General features: G+C 54.8%; 13 protein-coding genes and 2 tRNA genes. 8 read left to right on the top strand and 7 right to left on the bottom strand.

Annotated features, from left to right (window positions below; all coding sequences use genetic code 11):
• Nucleotides 1-73: 73 nt before the first annotated feature.
• From gcvH to FHG12_RS11020, 3 genes are read left to right on the top strand one after another with little or no spacing between them, the layout of a single operon-like run.
• The gene (gene gcvH / locus FHG12_RS11030) at nucleotides 74-454 is read left to right on the top strand and encodes a glycine cleavage system protein GcvH (protein ID WP_139515778.1); all 381 of its coding nucleotides are present in this window, start codon (nucleotides 74-76) and stop codon (nucleotides 452-454) included.
• 12 nt (nucleotides 455-466) lie between these two features.
• Nucleotides 467-868, top strand: coding sequence for a VanZ family protein (locus tag FHG12_RS11025; protein WP_139515777.1), 402 nt, complete (start codon nucleotides 467-469; stop codon nucleotides 866-868).
• A 53-nt stretch (nucleotides 869-921) separates the two neighbouring features.
• Entirely contained in the window at nucleotides 922-2,184 is a 1,263-nt protein-coding gene (locus FHG12_RS11020) for a M28 family metallopeptidase (RefSeq protein WP_230471091.1), read from the top strand.
• Nucleotides 2,185-2,393: 209 nt separating this feature from the next.
• Here the strand turns inward: FHG12_RS11020 and FHG12_RS11015 are convergent, their stop codons facing one another.
• On the bottom strand, nucleotides 2,394-2,888 hold the full coding sequence (locus FHG12_RS11015) for a hypothetical protein (RefSeq protein WP_139515776.1): 495 nt from the start codon (nucleotides 2,886-2,888) through the stop codon (nucleotides 2,394-2,396).
• A gap of 379 nt (nucleotides 2,889-3,267) precedes the next feature.
• The gene (locus tag FHG12_RS11010; RefSeq protein WP_139515775.1) at nucleotides 3,268-4,164 is read right to left on the bottom strand and encodes a YicC/YloC family endoribonuclease; all 897 of its coding nucleotides are present in this window, start codon (nucleotides 4,162-4,164) and stop codon (nucleotides 3,268-3,270) included.
• Between the two features lie 224 nt (nucleotides 4,165-4,388).
• On the opposite strand from FHG12_RS11010, the gene FHG12_RS11005 reads away from it, so the two are divergent.
• The 4 genes from FHG12_RS11005 to FHG12_RS10990 all read left to right on the top strand — a co-directional run bounded on the left by FHG12_RS11005 (nucleotide 4,389) and on the right by FHG12_RS10990 (nucleotide 11,449).
• Nucleotides 4,389-7,238, top strand: a complete 2,850-nt coding sequence (locus FHG12_RS11005) for a TonB-dependent receptor (RefSeq protein ID WP_139515774.1) — start codon at nucleotides 4,389-4,391, stop codon at nucleotides 7,236-7,238.
• Between the two features lie 64 nt (nucleotides 7,239-7,302).
• Nucleotides 7,303-8,844, top strand: a complete 1,542-nt coding sequence (locus FHG12_RS11000) for a hypothetical protein (RefSeq protein ID WP_139515773.1) — start codon at nucleotides 7,303-7,305, stop codon at nucleotides 8,842-8,844.
• A gap of 149 nt (nucleotides 8,845-8,993) precedes the next feature.
• Nucleotides 8,994-10,190: a glycosyltransferase gene (locus FHG12_RS10995; protein ID WP_139515772.1), complete on the top strand. Its 1,197-nt coding sequence runs from the start codon at nucleotides 8,994-8,996 to the stop codon at nucleotides 10,188-10,190.
• The gene (locus FHG12_RS10990; RefSeq protein WP_139515771.1) at nucleotides 10,187-11,449 is read left to right on the top strand and encodes a lipopolysaccharide biosynthesis protein; all 1,263 of its coding nucleotides are present in this window, start codon (nucleotides 10,187-10,189) and stop codon (nucleotides 11,447-11,449) included. The genes FHG12_RS10995 and FHG12_RS10990 overlap by 4 nt, the downstream gene beginning before the upstream one ends.
• A 32-nt stretch (nucleotides 11,450-11,481) precedes the next feature.
• Here the strand turns inward: FHG12_RS10990 and FHG12_RS10985 are convergent, their stop codons facing one another.
• The 5 genes from FHG12_RS10985 to mutS all read right to left on the bottom strand — a co-directional run bounded on the left by FHG12_RS10985 (nucleotide 11,482) and on the right by mutS (nucleotide 17,468).
• Nucleotides 11,482-12,468, bottom strand: a complete 987-nt coding sequence (locus FHG12_RS10985; protein WP_139515770.1) for an AAA family ATPase — start codon at nucleotides 12,466-12,468, stop codon at nucleotides 11,482-11,484.
• 1,140 nt (nucleotides 12,469-13,608) lie between these two features.
• Complete coding sequence (locus tag FHG12_RS10980; RefSeq protein WP_139515769.1) at nucleotides 13,609-14,016, bottom strand: hypothetical protein; 408 nt, start codon at nucleotides 14,014-14,016, stop codon at nucleotides 13,609-13,611.
• A gap of 409 nt (nucleotides 14,017-14,425) precedes the next feature.
• Nucleotides 14,426-14,508: transfer RNA gene (locus tag FHG12_RS10975), tRNA-Leu, on the bottom strand.
• A 67-nt stretch (nucleotides 14,509-14,575) separates the two neighbouring features.
• Nucleotides 14,576-14,651: transfer RNA gene (locus tag FHG12_RS10970), tRNA-Gly, on the bottom strand.
• A gap of 138 nt (nucleotides 14,652-14,789) precedes the next feature.
• Nucleotides 14,790-17,468, bottom strand: coding sequence for a DNA mismatch repair protein MutS (mutS, locus tag FHG12_RS10965; RefSeq protein ID WP_139517773.1), 2,679 nt, complete (start codon nucleotides 17,466-17,468; stop codon nucleotides 14,790-14,792).
• A gap of 227 nt (nucleotides 17,469-17,695) precedes the next feature.
• Between mutS and FHG12_RS10960 the strand changes: the two genes are divergently transcribed.
• Nucleotides 17,696-18,235, top strand: coding sequence for an RNA methyltransferase (locus FHG12_RS10960; protein WP_139515768.1), 540 nt, complete (start codon nucleotides 17,696-17,698; stop codon nucleotides 18,233-18,235).
• Nucleotides 18,236-18,290: the final 55 nt, after the last annotated feature.

Raw genomic sequence — 18,290 nt, 5'->3', positions numbered from 1 at the left:
CCGCCTTTTAAATCTTACTTTTGATTTCGTAGCCCCGCTACGCTACCCATTTCAGATTATTAAACCTGCCCTTATGAACCTGCCTGCCAACCTGAAGTACACAAAAGAGCACGAGTGGATCCGCATTGAAGGCGATGTAGCTTTCATCGGCATCACCGACCATGCCCAAAAGGAACTCGGCGACATCGTATATGTCGACATTGACACCTTGGACAAGGAGATCGCTCAGAATGAGGTGTTTGGCACGGTAGAAGCCGTCAAGACGGTTTCGGATCTGTTCAGCCCCATCTCCGGCACTGTGCTGGAAGTCAACAGCGCTCTGGACGGCAGCCCTGAAACTGTAAACTCTGATCCGTACGGCGAAGGCTGGATGGTGAAGATCTCGGTAGCCAACCCAGCCGAACTCGAAGGCCTGTTATCAGCCGAAGCATACGGCGAACTAGTAGGCGCCTAATCTCTTCACACCGTGACATTTACAGCACCGCCCCTTGCCCGGCTCTATCCCTTACTGGCCGGTATGTGGGCGGTGCTGGTGTTAGTGCTTACTCTCACGCCTGCCAAGCAGATGCCGGAAGTACCGGAGTGGCAACTGCTTTCCTTCGACACTGCCGCCCACGCCTTTGTGTTTTTGGTGCTGGCCATCCTGACGTATTTGGCCGTACGTTATCAGTACCGGTTTGCCAACCTGCGCGAATATGCGTGGCCGAGCGTATTTCTGGGTAGCGTGGTCTTTGGAGCCATCATTGAAGTGTTGCAAATGACCATGGCGCTAGGCCGTCACGGCGAGTGGTCCGACCTGATCAGCGATTCGTTGGGTTCTGCCACCGGACTGCTCACAGTCTGGGCTCTCCAGCGCTTTCGGAAATAATGTACGCGCAAGCTTCGCAACGCACGTATCGTTGTGGCTTGCCTTGGCGCCCGGTGTTGCTACTGGTCAACTTTGCCCTGCTGACCATTGACCCTGGCGTTGCGCAGAATATGCCTCGGGTGCGCCAAACGATCAGCGATCTTACAGCCCCGGCTATGCACGGGCGGGGCTATGTGCAGCAGGGTGAACACAAAGCGGCCGCGTATATTAGGCAACGCTTCGAAATGCTGGGGTTGCAGCCTTTTACACCCAACTACCAGCAACCTTTCTCACTGACTGTCAATACCTTTCCAGGCAGAATGGCGTTGAGGGCAGGCAGCAAAATGCTTCGCCCCGGCAAGGATTTCATTGCTGAGCCCAATTCCGGCGGCGGGAAAGCAAAAGGTGCTGTGCTGTATCTCGATACGCTCATCTTTACCGCCGAAACCGCCGGCACTCGGTTCCTGCGACAGGAGTTGCGGCACCGTATTGTCGTTTTGCGCCAGCGCGATGCCGAACGCATTCGCACCCTCCCCGATTCTTTTGCTCAACACTTAGACGAGGCTGCCGCGCGCATTACGCTAGTGTCAAAATTAACGGCTTCGCTTTCGGAGCAGCAAGCCCACCAGCCGCGCCTGCACGTGCTCGCCAGCAGCTGGCCCGCCGCAACGCAATATGCCAGCACAGTCGTGCAAGCTATTTTGCGCCCAAATTACCCGACGCAAAACGTTATAGGCTATTTGCCAGGCAGCGTTTCTCCCGACTCATTCATTGTCATAACAGCTCACTACGACCACTTGGGTCATATGGGCAGGCGAACATACTTTCCGGGTGCGAACGATAACGCCAGCGGCACCGCTATGCTTTTGGAGCTAGCTGCGTATTACGCGCAGCGTCAGGAGCGCCCGACCATGTCAATCGTATTCATGGCTTTCGGTGCCGAGGAAGCAGGGCTGATTGGTTCTCACTATTTCGTGGACCATCCAGTATTTCCGCTCGACCGCATCCGCTTTCTGATTAATCTGGACTTGCTAGGTACCGGCAGCGACGGCATTACCGTCGTAAATGGCCGACAGCTGGCAGCACCTTATCACCTATTGCAGCAACTAAATGATAGTCAGCACTTTGTAAATTCAATAACTGCACGGGGACGGGCAGCCAATTCCGATCATTTTTACTTCTCGGAACGCGGCGTACCGGCCTTCTTTATCTATACTCGTGGTGGCATAGCTGCCTATCACGATGTAGATGACCGAGCTGACACATTGCCACTAACAGCATTTTCTGGAGTGTTCAAGCTATTAGTAGAATTCGTTGACAACCTTCTTAGAGACTGAGCCAGCGTTTAAGCTATATAAACAAAACTATATTCCGCCGCTGTGGCGCTTAACTCTGGCTTATGCTTTAGCTCTATCGTACCGGATTGGCTCTTGCTTTAGAGGCACGGGGTAAACATTGTTATAAAACAATGATCCCGGAATAATCAGAGGAGTATCTGATTATTCCGGGATCATTGTTTTATAAGGTCTCGGATTAGAACCTAGTGTTAGCCGTTGGTTCTGAAAGAACTCATGATCTGCTTAGCAACGTTCTCCCACTCGGGCTTCTGACGGTCAGCACAAGTAAAGTTGCACATCAGCAGTTTGCCTTCCACGTCGGTGAAGAAAACCAGGTTGTAAACCTCATGGCCAAGCTCAGGCTTCATCAGTTCCATGTAGCCAACTTTGCGACCATTTACTTCCTTGACACCGTTGTTGAACCACTTCGCCTCTTTGTATTGCTTGGAATACATCTTGTAGAAGTTGGCCGCGTACATGTCGATCATGTCCTGATCGGCGGTGTTGTCGGTGTAGGTGAATGCGATGCTGGCCTCTTTGCTATTTGTGTAAATCACACTTGGTCGGCTCTGAGCTTTGGCATAGTTGAAGTCCATCTGCTGCTCGCTCATAACTTCGAAACCTTTGGGAATCAAAATCTCAACTCGCTCGCTCAGCACGCGCTTTTTGATCATTTCGACTTCTGCGAATGGTCGAGCTGCCATCAACAGGATCGACAAGCATAAAAATGGTAGGAGTAATGCTTTTTTCATAGCTTCTAACTGAAAAAAGGGTTGAATCAAAGTGAGTTGAGTGCCGAAAGATATCAGGACGCTCTGTTTGGATAACACAATTTACGAGGAAAATTTCTTACCGCAATAGATCGGTAAAAAATAATTTTTTACTCCCGTTAATAAAACTCTAAAAATCACCGTAAAATGCGTTTTATAGCAAGAAAAGAGGGTTTTTAGATTTTATATTTGTTTTAACAGATTCTTCGCTATCTGCTAAAAAACCAATTATACATTTACTTTATGATATACTAAAATTCATAATAAAACTCCTATTCCAATGGTAACAGGGTTCGTGCATGTTGGCTTGGACTCAGAGAACATTATTGACTTGCTCTTTGATCTTCTCGAGCTCTTCTTTCATTTCGACTACTAAATGCTGCAGAGTGGAGTCGTTGGCTTTTGAACCGATGGTGTTGATCTCGCGACCAATCTCCTGCGAAATAAATGCAAGTTTCTTTCCCGTAGGTTCGGGTAAGTACACCGTTTCGTTGAAGTAGCGTAAATGGCTGACTAAACGCACTTTTTCCTCGGCGATATCCAGCTTTTCTATGTAGTACAATAGCTCTTGCTCGAAGCGGGCATCACTGAATTGTTCATTTGTGACGAGCTCGCCCAAGTGTGCCTGTAGGCGTTGCCGTACTTGCTCAATGCGCATCGGATCGTGACGCTCCACATCCGAAAGCAAAATCCGGATGCGTTCGGTATAGCCCAGCAGCTCCACGCTAAGCGCTTGCCCTTCGTCCGTCCGGAATTGGTTAACGCGCTCTAATGCTTCGTGTACCAAGGGTAGCAAATCTTCCCAAGCCACTTCTTCTTCGTCTTCTGTAGCAGCAGTTATATCGGCGGGCATGCGCAGGATGCCTGGCAGCGCCGTCGCGATGGCGGTAAGCTGCTCTAGCGAGGCGCCGCTTTGGGCAGCGGCCTGACGCAGTTCTTCGTAAGCGGCCAGCAACACCTCCTGATTAAGCACTGCGCCTACACGCGCAGCCGCGCGCGGGCGCACGAAGTCGAAGTTGAGGTTGACTTTCCCGCGGATCAGGCTTTTGGTGACCATGTTGCGGAGTTCCAACTCGCGATCTTGCAGAAAGCGCGGGAGCCGCAATGTCAGGTCAAGGCCTTTAGAGTTGAGCGACTTAATTTCTACGGTTGCGGAATAACGGTCGGTTTCGCGATGGGCAATACCGTAACCAGTCATGGATTGAAGCATGATGAACGTGCGGTGAGGTGTGGATGTGAGTAAAACAAAGGTAGCTACGATAAGCCAGGGCAGGTAGGCTACACATCTTGCCGTACCCGAAGTAGCAAGTGGCGAGGCAGGCAAGCCTAAATATTATATAAATACTTGACAACAAGCTAGTTATACACAAGTAACGATTAGATAATATACGGGAAATATTGGGCTAATACCCTGCCGGTACTTTTGCTGCCGATATGGGAAACATCGACTTCAAGCCTAGTTTTTTCACGTTTTTCCTCCTTCTTCTGACCCTGACTACGGGCTTTGCCCAAACCGGAAGCGTCAAGGGAGTGGTTACGGATGCCCGCTCAAAAGAGGGCATTGTGGGGGGTACCGTCCGGCTGGACGGTACTATGCTGGCCGACCAGACCGATGCTAACGGCAACTTCACGATCAGCAACGTACCGCCGGGCCAGTACACGCTCCTTATCACCTCCGTTTCTTATAGAAACCGCAGCATTCCGCAGGTAGCGGTGGCCTCCGGCAAGCCGACTGTCATCAATTCGACGCTGGAGGAAGACACCAAGCAACTCAACGAAGTAGTGGTGACCGGCGTGCGCCGCACCAACACCGAAGTATCGGTGATTAGCGAAATCAAGCAGGCCAACGTGGTGGTCAGCGGCGTTTCGTCGGAGCAGATTGTGAAAACACAGGACCGCGATGCGGCCGAAGTCGTGCGCCGCATTCCGGGCGTGACCATCGTCGACAACCGGTTTATTCAGGTGCGCGGCCTCAGCGACCGCTACAATACGGTGTGGCTCAACGACGTAAACGCACCCAGCTCCGAAACCGACCGCAAATCTTTTTCCTTCGATGTGGTGCCCAGTTCCCTGCTTGATCGGGTGCTGGTATTCAAAGATCCGTCGCCCGAACTGCCCGGCGATTTTGCAGGCGGCTTGGTGAAGGTGTATTTGCGCAAGCCCACGTTCAACGAGCGCCTCTTTACGGCCAACTACTCGCTGGGCTACCGCAACGGAACTACGGGCAACGACTTCTTCACGGATAAAACGCAAGCGGGCGACGCTTTCGGGTTTGGCGCGCGGATGCGCGAGCTGCCGGGCGGTTTTCCGGTGCTGGGCACGGCTTATCAGCAGTACGAGCGCGATTTCTACGCCAAACAGATCGAGAATACTTTCCCAATTTATAAGATGAAGGCCATGCCCGATCTGCGGTTTAACGCGGCCTACATCGACCAGATCAAAATCAAAGGCCTGGAAATCGGCAGCGTTTCGTCGGTCAACTACACCAATACCTATTCGCGCTTTCACATCGATCGCAACCTGTTTGACGGAGCCGGCCAGCGCACCGATCAACTGAAGGACGACCAATCGACAAACAACGTCCGGCTGGGTGCCATCCAGAATTTTAGCGTCGTGCTTAACGATGGCAGCCGGCTAGAGTTCCGCAACCTGTTCAACCAACAGGCTCGTAATCAGCAAACTACGCGCGCCGGCCTTGACGACAACGGCGTACTGACACGCCGCAGCTACCAACTGGGCTACCAAGGCCGCACTACTTATACCGGCCAACTGGCTGGCACACACAGCTTTAACAAAGACAAGACTAGCCTCGATTGGGTGGCAGGCTACGGCTACTCCAACCGCAACGAGCCGGATCTGCGCCGCGTGTCGTACCAAATAACGCCTTCGACAACGGAAGGAGCGGCGAATATGGAAACCGTGCTCACGCCGGCAACCGGCGGCGTGGACGTTAACAATGCGGGACGGCTGTATCAGGCGCTCAGCGAGCACATTTTCACCGTCAATGCCAACCTGAAGCACAAGGTGTCGGTGGCTGAGCGGGAGGTGGAAATCGGGGCCGGAACGTACCTCGAATACCGTCGGCGCCACTTCCAGGCGCGGGCCTTTGGCTACTCGCTCAATGCCAACGGCGATCCGCGGCTGCGCAACGAGGCCGTGGGCAACATCTTCGACCCGCGCAACATCGCTTCTGGCGGCTTCCGCATGGACGAGGACATCAACTCAACGTATCGCTACGGCGCGTCTAACGAACTGGAAGCCGGATACTTATCCTTCAACATTCCGGTCACGCCCAAGATCAAGCTGCTGACAGGCGCCCGCTACGAGCGCAACGTGCAGTCGATCAACACAGGCATAAACGGCCAGCCGGTTTCCCAAGACGTGACCACCAATTTCCTGCTGCCCTCTGCCAATCTGAGCTATAATTTCAACGACAAAAACCTAGTGCGCGCTTCCTACGGCCGTAGCCTCAACCGCCCCGAGTTCCGCGAGTCGGCGCCGTTCTTCTACTACGACTTCGACTTCAACGTGCTGAATTTCGGCTCGTTGTACCTCAATCCCGAAACGCCCCTGAAGGTCGCCAGCATCGACAACTTCGATTTGCGCTACGAACTCTACCCTTCTGACGGCGAACTGATCCATGTGGGGGCTTTCTACAAGAAGTTTAAGAACCCCATTGAAAACGTGGTGGTGCTGACGACCAACTTAGCCTACACCTTCGTGAACGCCCCCAGCGCCTACGCGTACGGCGTCGAGCTCGACCTGAAGAAGAACCTGACTCTCTTGGACGATGCGTTCGGCACGTCGGGCTTCAAAAACCTCTCGGTAGTCTTCAACGGATCCCTGATTAAAAGCCAAGTTTCACTGGGCGACAACGTAGCCTGGAACAAGAAGCGCGCTCTCCAGGGCCAGTCGCCTTATGTGTATAACGGCGGCCTTTACTACCAGACGCCCGAAAACACCTGGCAGATCGCGGCGCTCTACAACGTATTTGGGCCGCGCATTCTGTTTGCGGGCAGCAACGATTACCCCGACGTAGTGGAAATGCCCCGCCACACCATCGACTTGTCGGTGACCAAAACGGTATCGAAGCGCATGTCGCTGAATGCCGGCGTGCAGGATCTGCTCAACCAGAAAGTGAACCTGGTGCAGGACTACAACCGCGACAAAAAGTACACGAACAGCGACCAGTCGCTGGCCGGCTACCGCCGCGGCACCTACTACACCGTGGGCATGCGCTTCAACTTGGAGCCACGCGCTACTCCGACTACGCCCCTGCCTTAATTACTGAGTTTTTCGAGTCGCATCCTTTCCAACCCCCAAGACCTAATTCTCATTTCACGCCCTCATGAAAAAGAATCCCCTATCCCTGGCGCTCGTTGCAACGCTACTGCTGGGTCTTGCCTCCTGCGATAAAAAGGATACCACCCCCGCTCCGAACGCTCCCGTACCTAGCGGAACTACCACCGGCGGCACCACGCCCCCACCGGCTTCGGGGTCGGTAATTGTGGTCGGCGATGGCAAGGAAACTGCCATCACGACCAACACTACCTGGTCGGCGGCCAACCGATACTTGCTGAAGGGCTTTGTGTACGTACGCACCGGCGCGACCCTTACCATCGAGCCGGGCACCATCATCAAAGGCGATAAGGACACGAAAGGCACCCTGATTATTGAGCCCGGCGCAAAGATCATAGCCGCCGGCACGGCCGAAAAGCCCATCATTTTTACTTCTAACCAAGCCAAAGGCTCGCGCAACTACGGCGACTGGGGCGGCGTGGTCATTGCTGGCAACGCGCCGGTAAACTCCATCGACGGCACCAACCTACCCACGGCCGAAGGCGGCATCACAACCAAATACGGCGGCACCAACGCTGCCGACAACTCCGGCACGCTCCAGTACATTCGCATTGAGTTTGCGGGCATTGCGCTTACGCCCAATAATGAGCTGAACGGCTTGACCTTCGACGGCGTGGGCAGCGGCACAACCGTCGATCACATTCAGGTTTCGTACAGCGGCGATGACTCGTACGAATGGTTCGGAGGCACCGTCAACGCCAAATACCTAGTGGCCCACCGCGGCTTCGACGACGATTTTGATACCGATAACGGCTTCTCGGGCAAGGTACAATTCGCTGTTTCTCTGCGCGATCCGCAGCAGGCCGACCAGTCGGGTTCCAAAGCCTTCGAATCGGACAACGACGCCAACGGCACCACCAAAGGCCCGATCACCTCGGCGGTATTCTCCAACGTGACGGCCGTAGGGCCGATCCTGAACCCTAGCGCGGCCAATTACAGCCCGCAGTACACGGCCGGCGTGCATATTCGCCGCAACTCGGCGCTCAGCATTCTGAACTCCGTGATCATGGGCTTCCCGACGGGCGTGCTGATTGATAACAGCTTAACGGCCGCCAACGCCGGTCGCAGCGATCTGCAATTCAAAAACAACATCGTGGCTGGCTCGCTGGTCGGGTCGAACTCAACCAACGGCCAGCGCAGCATCGTGTATATTGGGCCAAATGGCGGGGCAGGCAGCCTGACCGTCAACAACGTGATGAGCTCCGATTCGGCAGCCTGGGGCACGGCCGTGGGCCCAGTCACGTGGCTGAAAGCGAATGGCAACAAACGCTATGCTACTTCGGATAACGTGCAGCTGCTCAACCCCTTCAACCTGACGGCTCCGAGCTTTTTGCCGCGCAGTGCTTCGCCCATCGTAGCTGCTTCTGCCACTACCCCGCCCACGGCGCCCGCCGACTTTACGAGCACCAAGGTCACGGACGCTTTCTTCACCAAAGTAAGCTACATCGGCGCCTTCTCCGGCTCAGGTACTTCTGCTGACAACTGGCTGGCTGGCTGGACCAACTTCGACCCACAAAATGCTGATTATTAATATTTTAACTGTCTATACATTTCAGGTATAAGCATCCTGAAATGCCGGTTAGTCGAAAGGAGCCTTCTGAGAAGGCTCCTTTTTTGTTGCGTAAGTTGGCCTTACTTCGCCCCGTGCCGCCACCCCAAAACCTGTAGCTTGCGCTCGTAATGAAGCCTCGCGTACTCATGCTGCCCAAGTGGTACCCCAACCGCTACGACGACCAAGCCGGCGACTTTGTGGCCCGCCACGTTGCAGCCATCGCGCCGCACGCTGATATCGCCATCCTGTTTGCCACAGTGGCCCGCAAGCCATTACCACAACTCGTTGATTACAAAATAGATACAGAATTAGCTTTTCCTATCTACCGCTACTATTATCAAGACCGCATTACGGGTTTTGGGCCTCTGGACAAGCTGCTGAAACTGATTCTGTATTTTGGTTGCCTCGGCCACGGCTACTGGCACCTCCAACGCACTTGGGGCCGACCGCAGTTGGTACACGTGCATGTGTTGCTGCGCACCGGCTTATTTGCGTGGTGGCTAAAGCTTTGTTACCGAGTGCCTTATCTAGTCACTGAGCATTGGTCGCTGTACTTACCGGAACGCGTCGTGGGCATTAGTTGGCTTCGTCGCATCCTGACGCGGGCGGTGGTACGGCAGGCTGCGGCGCTACACACCGTTTCGGAAGCTCTGCGCGACGCGATGCACGCGCTGAGCTTTCGCAATGCCTATTCAGTTGTGATTGGTAATGTGGTAGATACAGATCTGTTCCGGCCCGCGCTAGTACGGCCGCGTACGCAAACGCTGCTCAACGTTTCGGCTTTTGATGATGCTGTAAAAAACATCTCAGGAATCTTGCGGGTGGTGGCTCGACTGCGGCCCACTTGGCCCAGCCTGCGTTTGCGCATTGCTGGCTACGGACCCGATGAAGCGCTGCTACGCCAACTGGCTCAGGGGTTAAGCTTGCTCGCTGACGGCACCGTGGTCTTTCTGGGCAAGCTGCCGCAATCGGCTGTGGCCACCGAAATGCAGCAGGCCGCGGCCTTGGTTTCGTTTAGCCGACTGGAAACTTTCGGTTGCGTGTTGCTGGAAGCGCGGGCCTGCGGCTGCCCCGTAGTCGCGACCCACACGGCCGCCGTGCCGGAGCTGTTTCGCCCCGAAGGTGCCTTTGGCCAACTAGTACCCATGGACGATGAAGAAGCCCTGGCCGCCGCGCTAACCTCAGTGCTGGCGGGCGAAGTTCGGCCGGATGCTACTCGTCTGCACGCCGATGCAGTGGCCCGCAGCAGTCCGGCGCACGTCGGGCAAGCTTTTAACTCGCTTTATCACAGCCTGTTGGACTGGGCTCCTGTTCCGCACGCATGATTCGCCGCATCCTCCACAACTTTGCAACCCGGCTGGCAACTGCCTTGCTCAGTTTTGCTGTGGTGTGGCTCACGGCGCATTACCTCGGCGCTGCCGGCCGCGGCGCCGTCAGCCTATTCGTGACCGATTGCGCGGTATTGCTGCTGTTTATCGGATTGTTGGGCGGCTCGTCGCTCATTTTTTTGGCTCCCACGCACAACGTCTGGCACCTGCTTGCGCCGGCTTATGGCTGGGCCTTGGTGGTGTGCACGGCGGGCACGGCCACCGTAGGCGCCCTACGGGCCGTTCCCGAAATGTATCTGTGGCATTTGTGGGCGTTGTCGGTGGTGCAGGCCTTTTTCTCGATCAACACGTCGCTTTTGTTGGGCCGCAAAAGGGAAGCGAGCTATAACTTCCTGACGGTGTTGCAAGTAGCCTTGCTGGCGGGCGTGTTGCTAGTGGCTTTTCTGGGGCTGGCGTGGCGGCAGGTGCCCGTGTATTACTACGCTACCTACGTAGCCTACGGTTTGCCCTTGCTTCTCACATTCAAGTACTTACTCCAGCTTCCCGACCCCAAAAACATCCGATCAGGATTTGGTCATACCGTACGCGAGCTGGCCCGCAACAGCCGCAGTTCGCACCTGTCCAACATTCTGGCCTTCGTCAACTATCGCCTGAGTTACTATTTCGTGGCACACTACGCCGACGCCCGCGCCGTGGGAGTGCTGTCGGTGGGCGTAGCGCTGGCCGAAGCTATCTGGATCATTCCGCGCAGCACCGCCCTGATCCAATACGTTGATCTGGTGCACGCTACCGACAAGCACGCTGGCCTCGGCTCCACGTTGGGCGTGGCGCGCCTCACGGTGCTGGGCACGCTGGCCGCGGTGCTGGTGCTTTGCGCGCTACCGCCCGTTGTGCTAATCACGGTGTTCGGGCCTGAGTTCGGGGCGGCCCGGCCAGTTATTCTGGTGTTGGCGCCGGGCGTTATCATCATGTCTATCAACATGATATGCAGCTCTTATTTTGCTGGCATCGGCCGGTATTGGGTCAACAATGTGTGTACCGTCGTGGGCATTTTGGTTACGGTGCCCGCGTGTTGGCTGCTGATTCCCCGCTGGGGGATCATTGGCGCGGCTTGCGCCACCTCGCTTTCGTACTTTGCCTGCACGGCTTACCTGCTGCGTCAGTTTTTGCGCGCAACCGGCACATCTGTATCCGACTTCGTACCCCGCCCGCAAGAGCTGACTCGCCTGCGCGAACTGTTGGCCAAAGGAAATTAGGCCATATTCACAAATATTTGAATATCAAATACTTAGCTAATGGGCACTTTACGCAAGATTGCTTCGATAAGATCCTGGGTGCGGATGCCGTCGGCCTCGGCCTCGTAGTTGAGCAGGATGCGGTGGTTGAGCACGTCGCTGGCTACATCCTTGATGTCTTCGGGTAGCACATAGTCGCGCTCGTCGAAAAAGGCGACCGCTTTGGCCGCGCGGTGCAAGGCAATGCTGGCCCTTGGGCTTACGCCAAACTGCACATACTGAGCAAATTCCGCCAAATCGTAATCGGCGGGCTTGCGCGTGGCAAAAACCAGCTCGATGATGTATTTCTCCAGGGTTTCCGAAATTTGTACCTGGTTAATCAGATCGCGCACCCCGAAAATGTCTTCCTTGGTGAGCACGGGGTTCACGTCGCCCACGTAGGCCATGTTGGCCATGCGCCGCATGACTTCCAGTTCGTCGGTTTTCTTGAGGTAATCGACGTACACTTTCATCATAAACCGATCGACCTGCGCCTCGGGCAACGGATACGTACCTTCTTGTTCCACAGGGTTTTGCGTGGCCAACACCAGAAACGGCAAGTCCAGCGGATAGGTGGTTTCGCCGATGGTCACCTGTTTTTCCTGCATGGCTTCGAGCAGCGCGCTCTGCACCTTGGCGGGCGAACGATTGACCTCGTCGGCAAGCACCAGATTGGAAAAGATCGGACCCTTTTTCACCTCGAACACCGACTGGTTCTGGTTATAAATCATGGTTCCCACCAAGTCGGAAGGCAGCAGGTCGGGCGTAAACTGCACCCGCTGAAAGTTCAGATGCAGCACCTTGGACAAGGTGCTAATAGTCAGAGTCTTAGCTAGCCCAGGCACGCCTTCCAGAAGGATATGCCCACCCGTAAATAGGCCAATAAGCAGCCGATTGACCATATAATGCTGGCCCACTACCACCTTGCCGACCTCGGCAAAAGCCTGCCTGATTTTTTGCTGGTATTCGTCGGGAGAAAGTGGGATAGCGGAAGCAGCCATGTAGAAACGAAAAGCGAGGAAGGGTCTTAAAAGTAGTGAATACCAGCCAAGCAGCAGGCACAACAGAAACCTGTTTACTGTTCAGTTTGAGCGAGGTGCCACCCGTTCGCGTGATTATGTGATAGCGAAACTTGTTTTAGTACCATAGATTTGTCCTACCAATTATTCATCGAAATACAGCAGCAACTTCCAGACCTTCCCGCCTTGGAGGCTGGCGCTGCCTTGCGCTCTTGCAAACTGTGTGGGTTAGAAAGTGGCTCAATGCAGGGCCTATAACAAAAGGCGGCGCTCATTATAATGACCTGTCTATTAATAGGTTAAACCAAAATCACTACCTACTCTCCTTTATATGCCGGCATTTGGGCCGGGCCTAACAACGCATTTTTTCTACTGCTATTGCCTCCAACCGCGGACCGGAGACAAGGCCGTGGTTTGAGCTTCCGTTCCACTTCACACTAACTTCCTATGAAACAACCCTTACCATCCGGTACGGAGGGTGGCTTTGCTGCGCCCTCCGGCCACCCACGCTTGCCTGCTCATGGCGGGCTTTGGCCGTGACTTTTGCTGTTTTTGCTGCTGCTGATCAGCACGGACCTACTGCAAAAGTCTTTTTCGGGCTCCTGCGGTGCCTTAACTTCGCTTCAAGCCTCTGACCTTGAGGTGATAGTCAACGGCCTGACTGTTGGCTCTTCTTATTATGTATGGGTGTATTCGTATAGCGCAACACCTACCACGGCAGCTACCGGGCCTTTTCGATTTGCATCAATAACCCCGGCCTACCGCCCGTCAACGACTTGTGTGCCAATGCTATAGCATTAACTCCAACTTCTTCCTGCACGCCCATAACTGCTACATTGGCCGGCTTCTCATCGATTTCATTGTGTCGCCGGTGCCCATTCTTCTCGTACCGCCGCTGCAATGGTAGATCCCGTCGCCAACTGTCTCCTTTCAGAAAGCAAGCCAACCGCGTACTATAAGGGCAACAGCATAGCTGTAATAGCCTGACCCTCATTAAGAGTACGGAACAACATGCCTTCGATACGCACTCAGGGGCACCAAAACAGAGATTTTATCCTGCTTTGGCGCCCCTGAACTTGTGAAGACCTGCACTATTTCTGCGGCCTAGCGCGTGGCATGTTTCTAGAAACCTTTGTACACGATGGTTTCTTTGGTAACAGTCGTGCCCTTGGTATCAGTAAGCACAATCGTGATCGTGTCCGTTGTTAGGTCAACGGGGCCGCTGTATTTGTCGCGCCCCGCAAACGTGGGGTCTGTCATCGTAATTTCAGTCTGGCCACTGTTCCAACTCCACTTGCCACCCTGCGTTTGGGGGTCGTTGGGCGCGCATTTGGTGGGGCCTTCGTCCACCAGCATGCTCATGTCATCGCGGAAGCGGATAAAATCGTCTTTTCCACAGGGAGCCAAGTTTGCATACTTGTCGTACGGCGCGTCGGCCACACCATTGCGCGTCGTTTCAACCACGTCGGAGCTAACCCGCCAGTTCTTGGCAGTCAGCAGTTGCGTTTTGACGTCACCTTTCGTGGTCACAGATTCTTTCTTGCAACCAACCAATAAACAAGCGGTGGCGAGAACTAGGGCAGAAGTAGAGAAGGTTTTCAAGGTGACTATATGCTGAAGGTGGAAAACTAGAGGAAAGAGGCTGTTGTACAATTGCACGAACTTACCGTGGGGTCATCCAAGCAAAATAGGCTCCAAAACCTGCTGTTTATACAAGTATAAGCCTATTTAATTGAAAAATTTTTATATTCCAACAAGTCCGCATCCGGTTACGTGCAAAAATCATAATGGTTACATCCTATTTTATTTTCAAGCTTGCCAATACACAAAATACATATAATCATTTGGTTATTCGATATTTACATAATTCACCCTCGACCGCCCTAAAGCCCTTAAAACGCCAAAAGCCCCTTCACAGCTTGTGTAAAGGGGCTTTTCGTACCAGAGACGGGAATCGAACCCGTACGCCTATTCGGCAAGGGATTTTAAGTCCCTCGTGTCTACCAGTTCCACCACTCCGGCTTAAATGTAGACTCGCTACAAAACTAAAAAGACGTTGCGGGTTGGCAACGTCTTTTTAGTTTTTTATTGGAGCGGGAGACGGGGTTCGAACCCGCGACCTCGACCTTGGCAAGGTCGCGCTCTACCAACTGAGCTACTCTCGCATGTCGTTCACCAAGTGGCGAATGGTGCGACAAAGGTACAACTGATTTTTATTGTGTCAAGTCCTAGCGCAATTTTTCTTCCTGATTTGCCCGAAAAAAAATGGTTCTAGCTCATTCTCAGGGGCTTTTTCTTCAATCTTATTTCAATACGAGCTTTAATTCGTTGAGCTTGAGCAGGGCCTCGATGGGCGTAAGCGTGTTCACATCCAAGGCTTGCAGCAGCTCCCGAATGCGCTCCAAGGCCGGGTCGGAAGGCTCGAACATGCTGAGTTGCAGGCTCGGACGTGGCGCCGAAGCTACGGCTACCGGCCGGGCTGCTGGGCCGCGCTGGGCGGTTTCGCCTCCGATTGGCGTTGCGTTATCCGGAGTGTTTACTTCAAGCCCAGCCAGCACTTCGTCGAGAAGGGTGTTGTCTTCGGCGCCGGCGCTGGTTCGCTCCTGCTCGAGGTGATGCATGATTTCGTTGGCGCGCAGCACTACAGCGGTGGGCATGCCGGCCATACGGGCCACATGAATGCCAAAGCTGTGCTCCGAACCGCCTTCCACCAGCTTGCGCATGAACAGGATGCGCCCGTCGGCTTCCTTCACGGCCACGTTGTAGTTGCGCACCCGCGGGCAGTCATCGGCCAGTTGGTTGAGTTCGTGGTAATGGGTGGCAAACAGCGTTTTGGCCTTGGCTTTGGGATTGTTGTGCAAGTGCTCCACGATGGCCCACGCAATGCTGATGCCGTCGTAGGTGCTGGTGCCACGCCCGATTTCGTCCATCAGCACTAAACTTCTGTCCGATAGGTTGTTAAGAATACTAGCGGTTTCGGTCATTTCCACCATGAACGTGCTTTCGCCCTTCGACAGGTTGTCGGAAGCGCCTACGCGGGTGAAGATTTTGTCGATGACGCCGATGGTGGCTGCGTCAGCGGGCACGAACGAGCCGATCTGAGCCAACAGCACAATCAGGGCCGTTTGGCGCAACAGAGCCGATTTGCCGGCCATGTTTGGCCCCGTAATTACCACGATTTGCTGCTCTTCCTGATCGAGCCGAATGTCGTTGGGAATGTAAAACTCGCCGGGCGGCAGTTGCCGCTCAATCACCGGGTGACGGCCTTGGCGAATGTCCAACTCGGTGGTGTCGTTCACGATGGGCTTGACGTAGCGGTGCTGGCGCGCCGTGGTGGCAAACGAGGCCAGGCAGTCGAGAATGGCTACGGCGCGGGCATTCTGCTGAATCTGCGGCACGTAATCCATGGCCGACAGAACCAGCTCATTATAAAGCTGTTGCTCGATCACAAACAGCCGATCCTCGGCATGCAGGATCTTTTCTTCGTAGGTTTTCAGCTCCTCGGTAATATAGCGCTCGGCATTCACCAAAGTTTGCTTTCGAATCCAGGTGGTGGGCACCTTGTCCTTGTGGGCGTTGGTGACTTCGAGGTAGTAGCCAAACACCTTATTATAAGCCACTTTCAGCGACGAGATGCCGGTTTTGCGGCTTTCTTCCTGCTGGAGTTTCAGCAAGTAATCTTTGCCCGAAAACGCAATTTTGCGCAGCTCGTCCAGCTCGGCATCCACGCCGTCGTTGAGCACATTGCCTTGGTTGGTGAGCACGGGCGCGTCGGGCCGGATTTTGGTTTTGATCTCTTCCCGGAGCGTCACGCACGGGTTCAACTGATCGGCCAATTTCTGCAAAGCCCGAATGCCCGAACCAGCCAGCGACTCCCGAATCGGGCCGATGGCATCCAGCGCGCGGCTAAGCTGAATCAGCTCCCGCGGGTTGATGCGCCGCACGGCCACTTTCGATATAAGTCGTTCTAAATCAAATATTTGCTTAAGATGTTGATTTAGCTCACCCAGCAGCTCGGGGTTCTGCAAAAGCGCGTCTACCGTATCCAGGCGGCGCTGTATTTGCCCGACTTCCTTCAGCGGGAGCACCACCCATTTGCGCAGCAGGCGCGCGCCCATCGGCGTTACCGTTTGATCGAGGATGTCGATGAGCGGCACGCCGCCCATGTGCTGCGGATGCACCAACTCCAAGTTGCGCACCGTAAAGCGGTCGAGCCACACGTATTTGTCCTCTTCCAAGCGGGCGATGTTGGCGATGTGGCCAATGTCGGTATGCTTGGTTTCGGCAAGGTAATGCAGGATGCAGCCGGCCGCCGTGATGCCTTCCCGTAGCGTGTCGATGCCGTAGCCTTTGAGCGAGGTGGTTTTGAAATGGCGCGTGAGCGAATCGTGGGCGTAGTCGAAGCCGAAAACCCACTCGTCGAGGGCATAATGGCAGAAATCAGGGCCAAAATGCTGCTCAAACTCGTGCCGGCTTTTTTTGCAGAACAGCACCTCAGCGGGCGAGAAATTCTGGAGCAGCTTACCCAGGTACGCAAGGTCACCTTGGGCCACCAAAAATTCGCCGGTGCTGATGTCGAGGAAGGCAATGCCGGCTTCCTGCTTGCCGAAATGGACGGCCGCGAGGTAGTTGTTGCTCTTGCGCTCGAGCACGTTGTCGTTGAATGACACTCCGGGCGTAACTAGCTCTGTAACACCACGTTTCACCAACCCTTTGGCTTGCTTCGGATCTTCGAGCTGGTCGCAGATGGCTACGCGCTGCCCGGCCCGCACGAGCTTCGGCAAATACGTGTCAAGGGAGTGGTGCGGAAAACCCGCCAGCGCCACTTCCGACGAGGTGCCGGCGCCGCGCTTGGTGAGCGTGATGTCGAGGATGCGCGAGCTGGTGACGGCATCTTCGCCGAAGGTTTCGTAAAAATCACCGACCCGAAACAGGAGCAACGCGCCCGGATGCTGCTGCTTGAGCTGATAATACTGCTTCATCAGCGGCGTATCGGCTACGGGCGCGGGCGTGATGTGGTCGGGACCGACCGACTTGATGACGAACTTAGGTTTGTTAGACAAAGTGCAAGCTGTAGGAATGCCCCGGAGCGCATTCAATCGTTGAACGGTGAGTGCCAAGCCGAGCAGACGGTTTTGCGGCGTTCAGGCGAAACAGCGAACGCGCCGGAGCGCGTTCCTACCTTTGCGCAAAACAACCCCTCCCCACGATGCGCAAACGAACGATGGAAGAGCTGAACCGGCTCTCAGTGGCAGACTTCAAAAGTACGCAAAAATTCCCCCTAACCCTCGTTCTGGACAACGTGCGGAGCTTGCATAATGTGGGCGCCGCCTTCCGCACCGCCGACGCTTTTGCCGTCGAGAAAATCTGGCTGTGCGGAATTACCGGCCGGCCGCCGCAACGCGAAATCACCAAGACCGCGCTGGGCAGCACCGAGTCGGTAGCGTGGGAGTACGCGGCTACTACTGTTGACGCTATTCGGCAGCTTAAAGCCGCAGGCTACGCCATAGTAGCCGTTGAGCAAACTATTGATAGTCAAACACTTACTAAGTTCACTCCTGAAATTGGGCGTCCTTATGCCTTGGTCATGGGCAATGAGGTTTTTGGGGTCGAAGACGACGTGCTGGCCCTGTGCGACGCGGCTGTCGAAATCCCGCAATTTGGCACCAAGCACTCGCTGAATGTGTCGGTGGCAGCTGGGGTTGTGCTGTGGGACTTTCTGGTAAAAATGGGCTTCGCAAAGTCCTGAGGCAAGGGAGCGGCACCCGTCTAGTCGGGGCACTGGCAGGCTTTGTCGATTAGCT

Source organism: Hymenobacter jejuensis (genome assembly GCF_006337165.1).
GTDB classification, from domain to species: Bacteria; Bacteroidota; Bacteroidia; order Cytophagales; family Hymenobacteraceae; genus Hymenobacter; species Hymenobacter jejuensis.
Note: the sequence above shows the minus strand (reverse complement) of the source record. Positions and strands in the feature narration are given on the sequence as shown.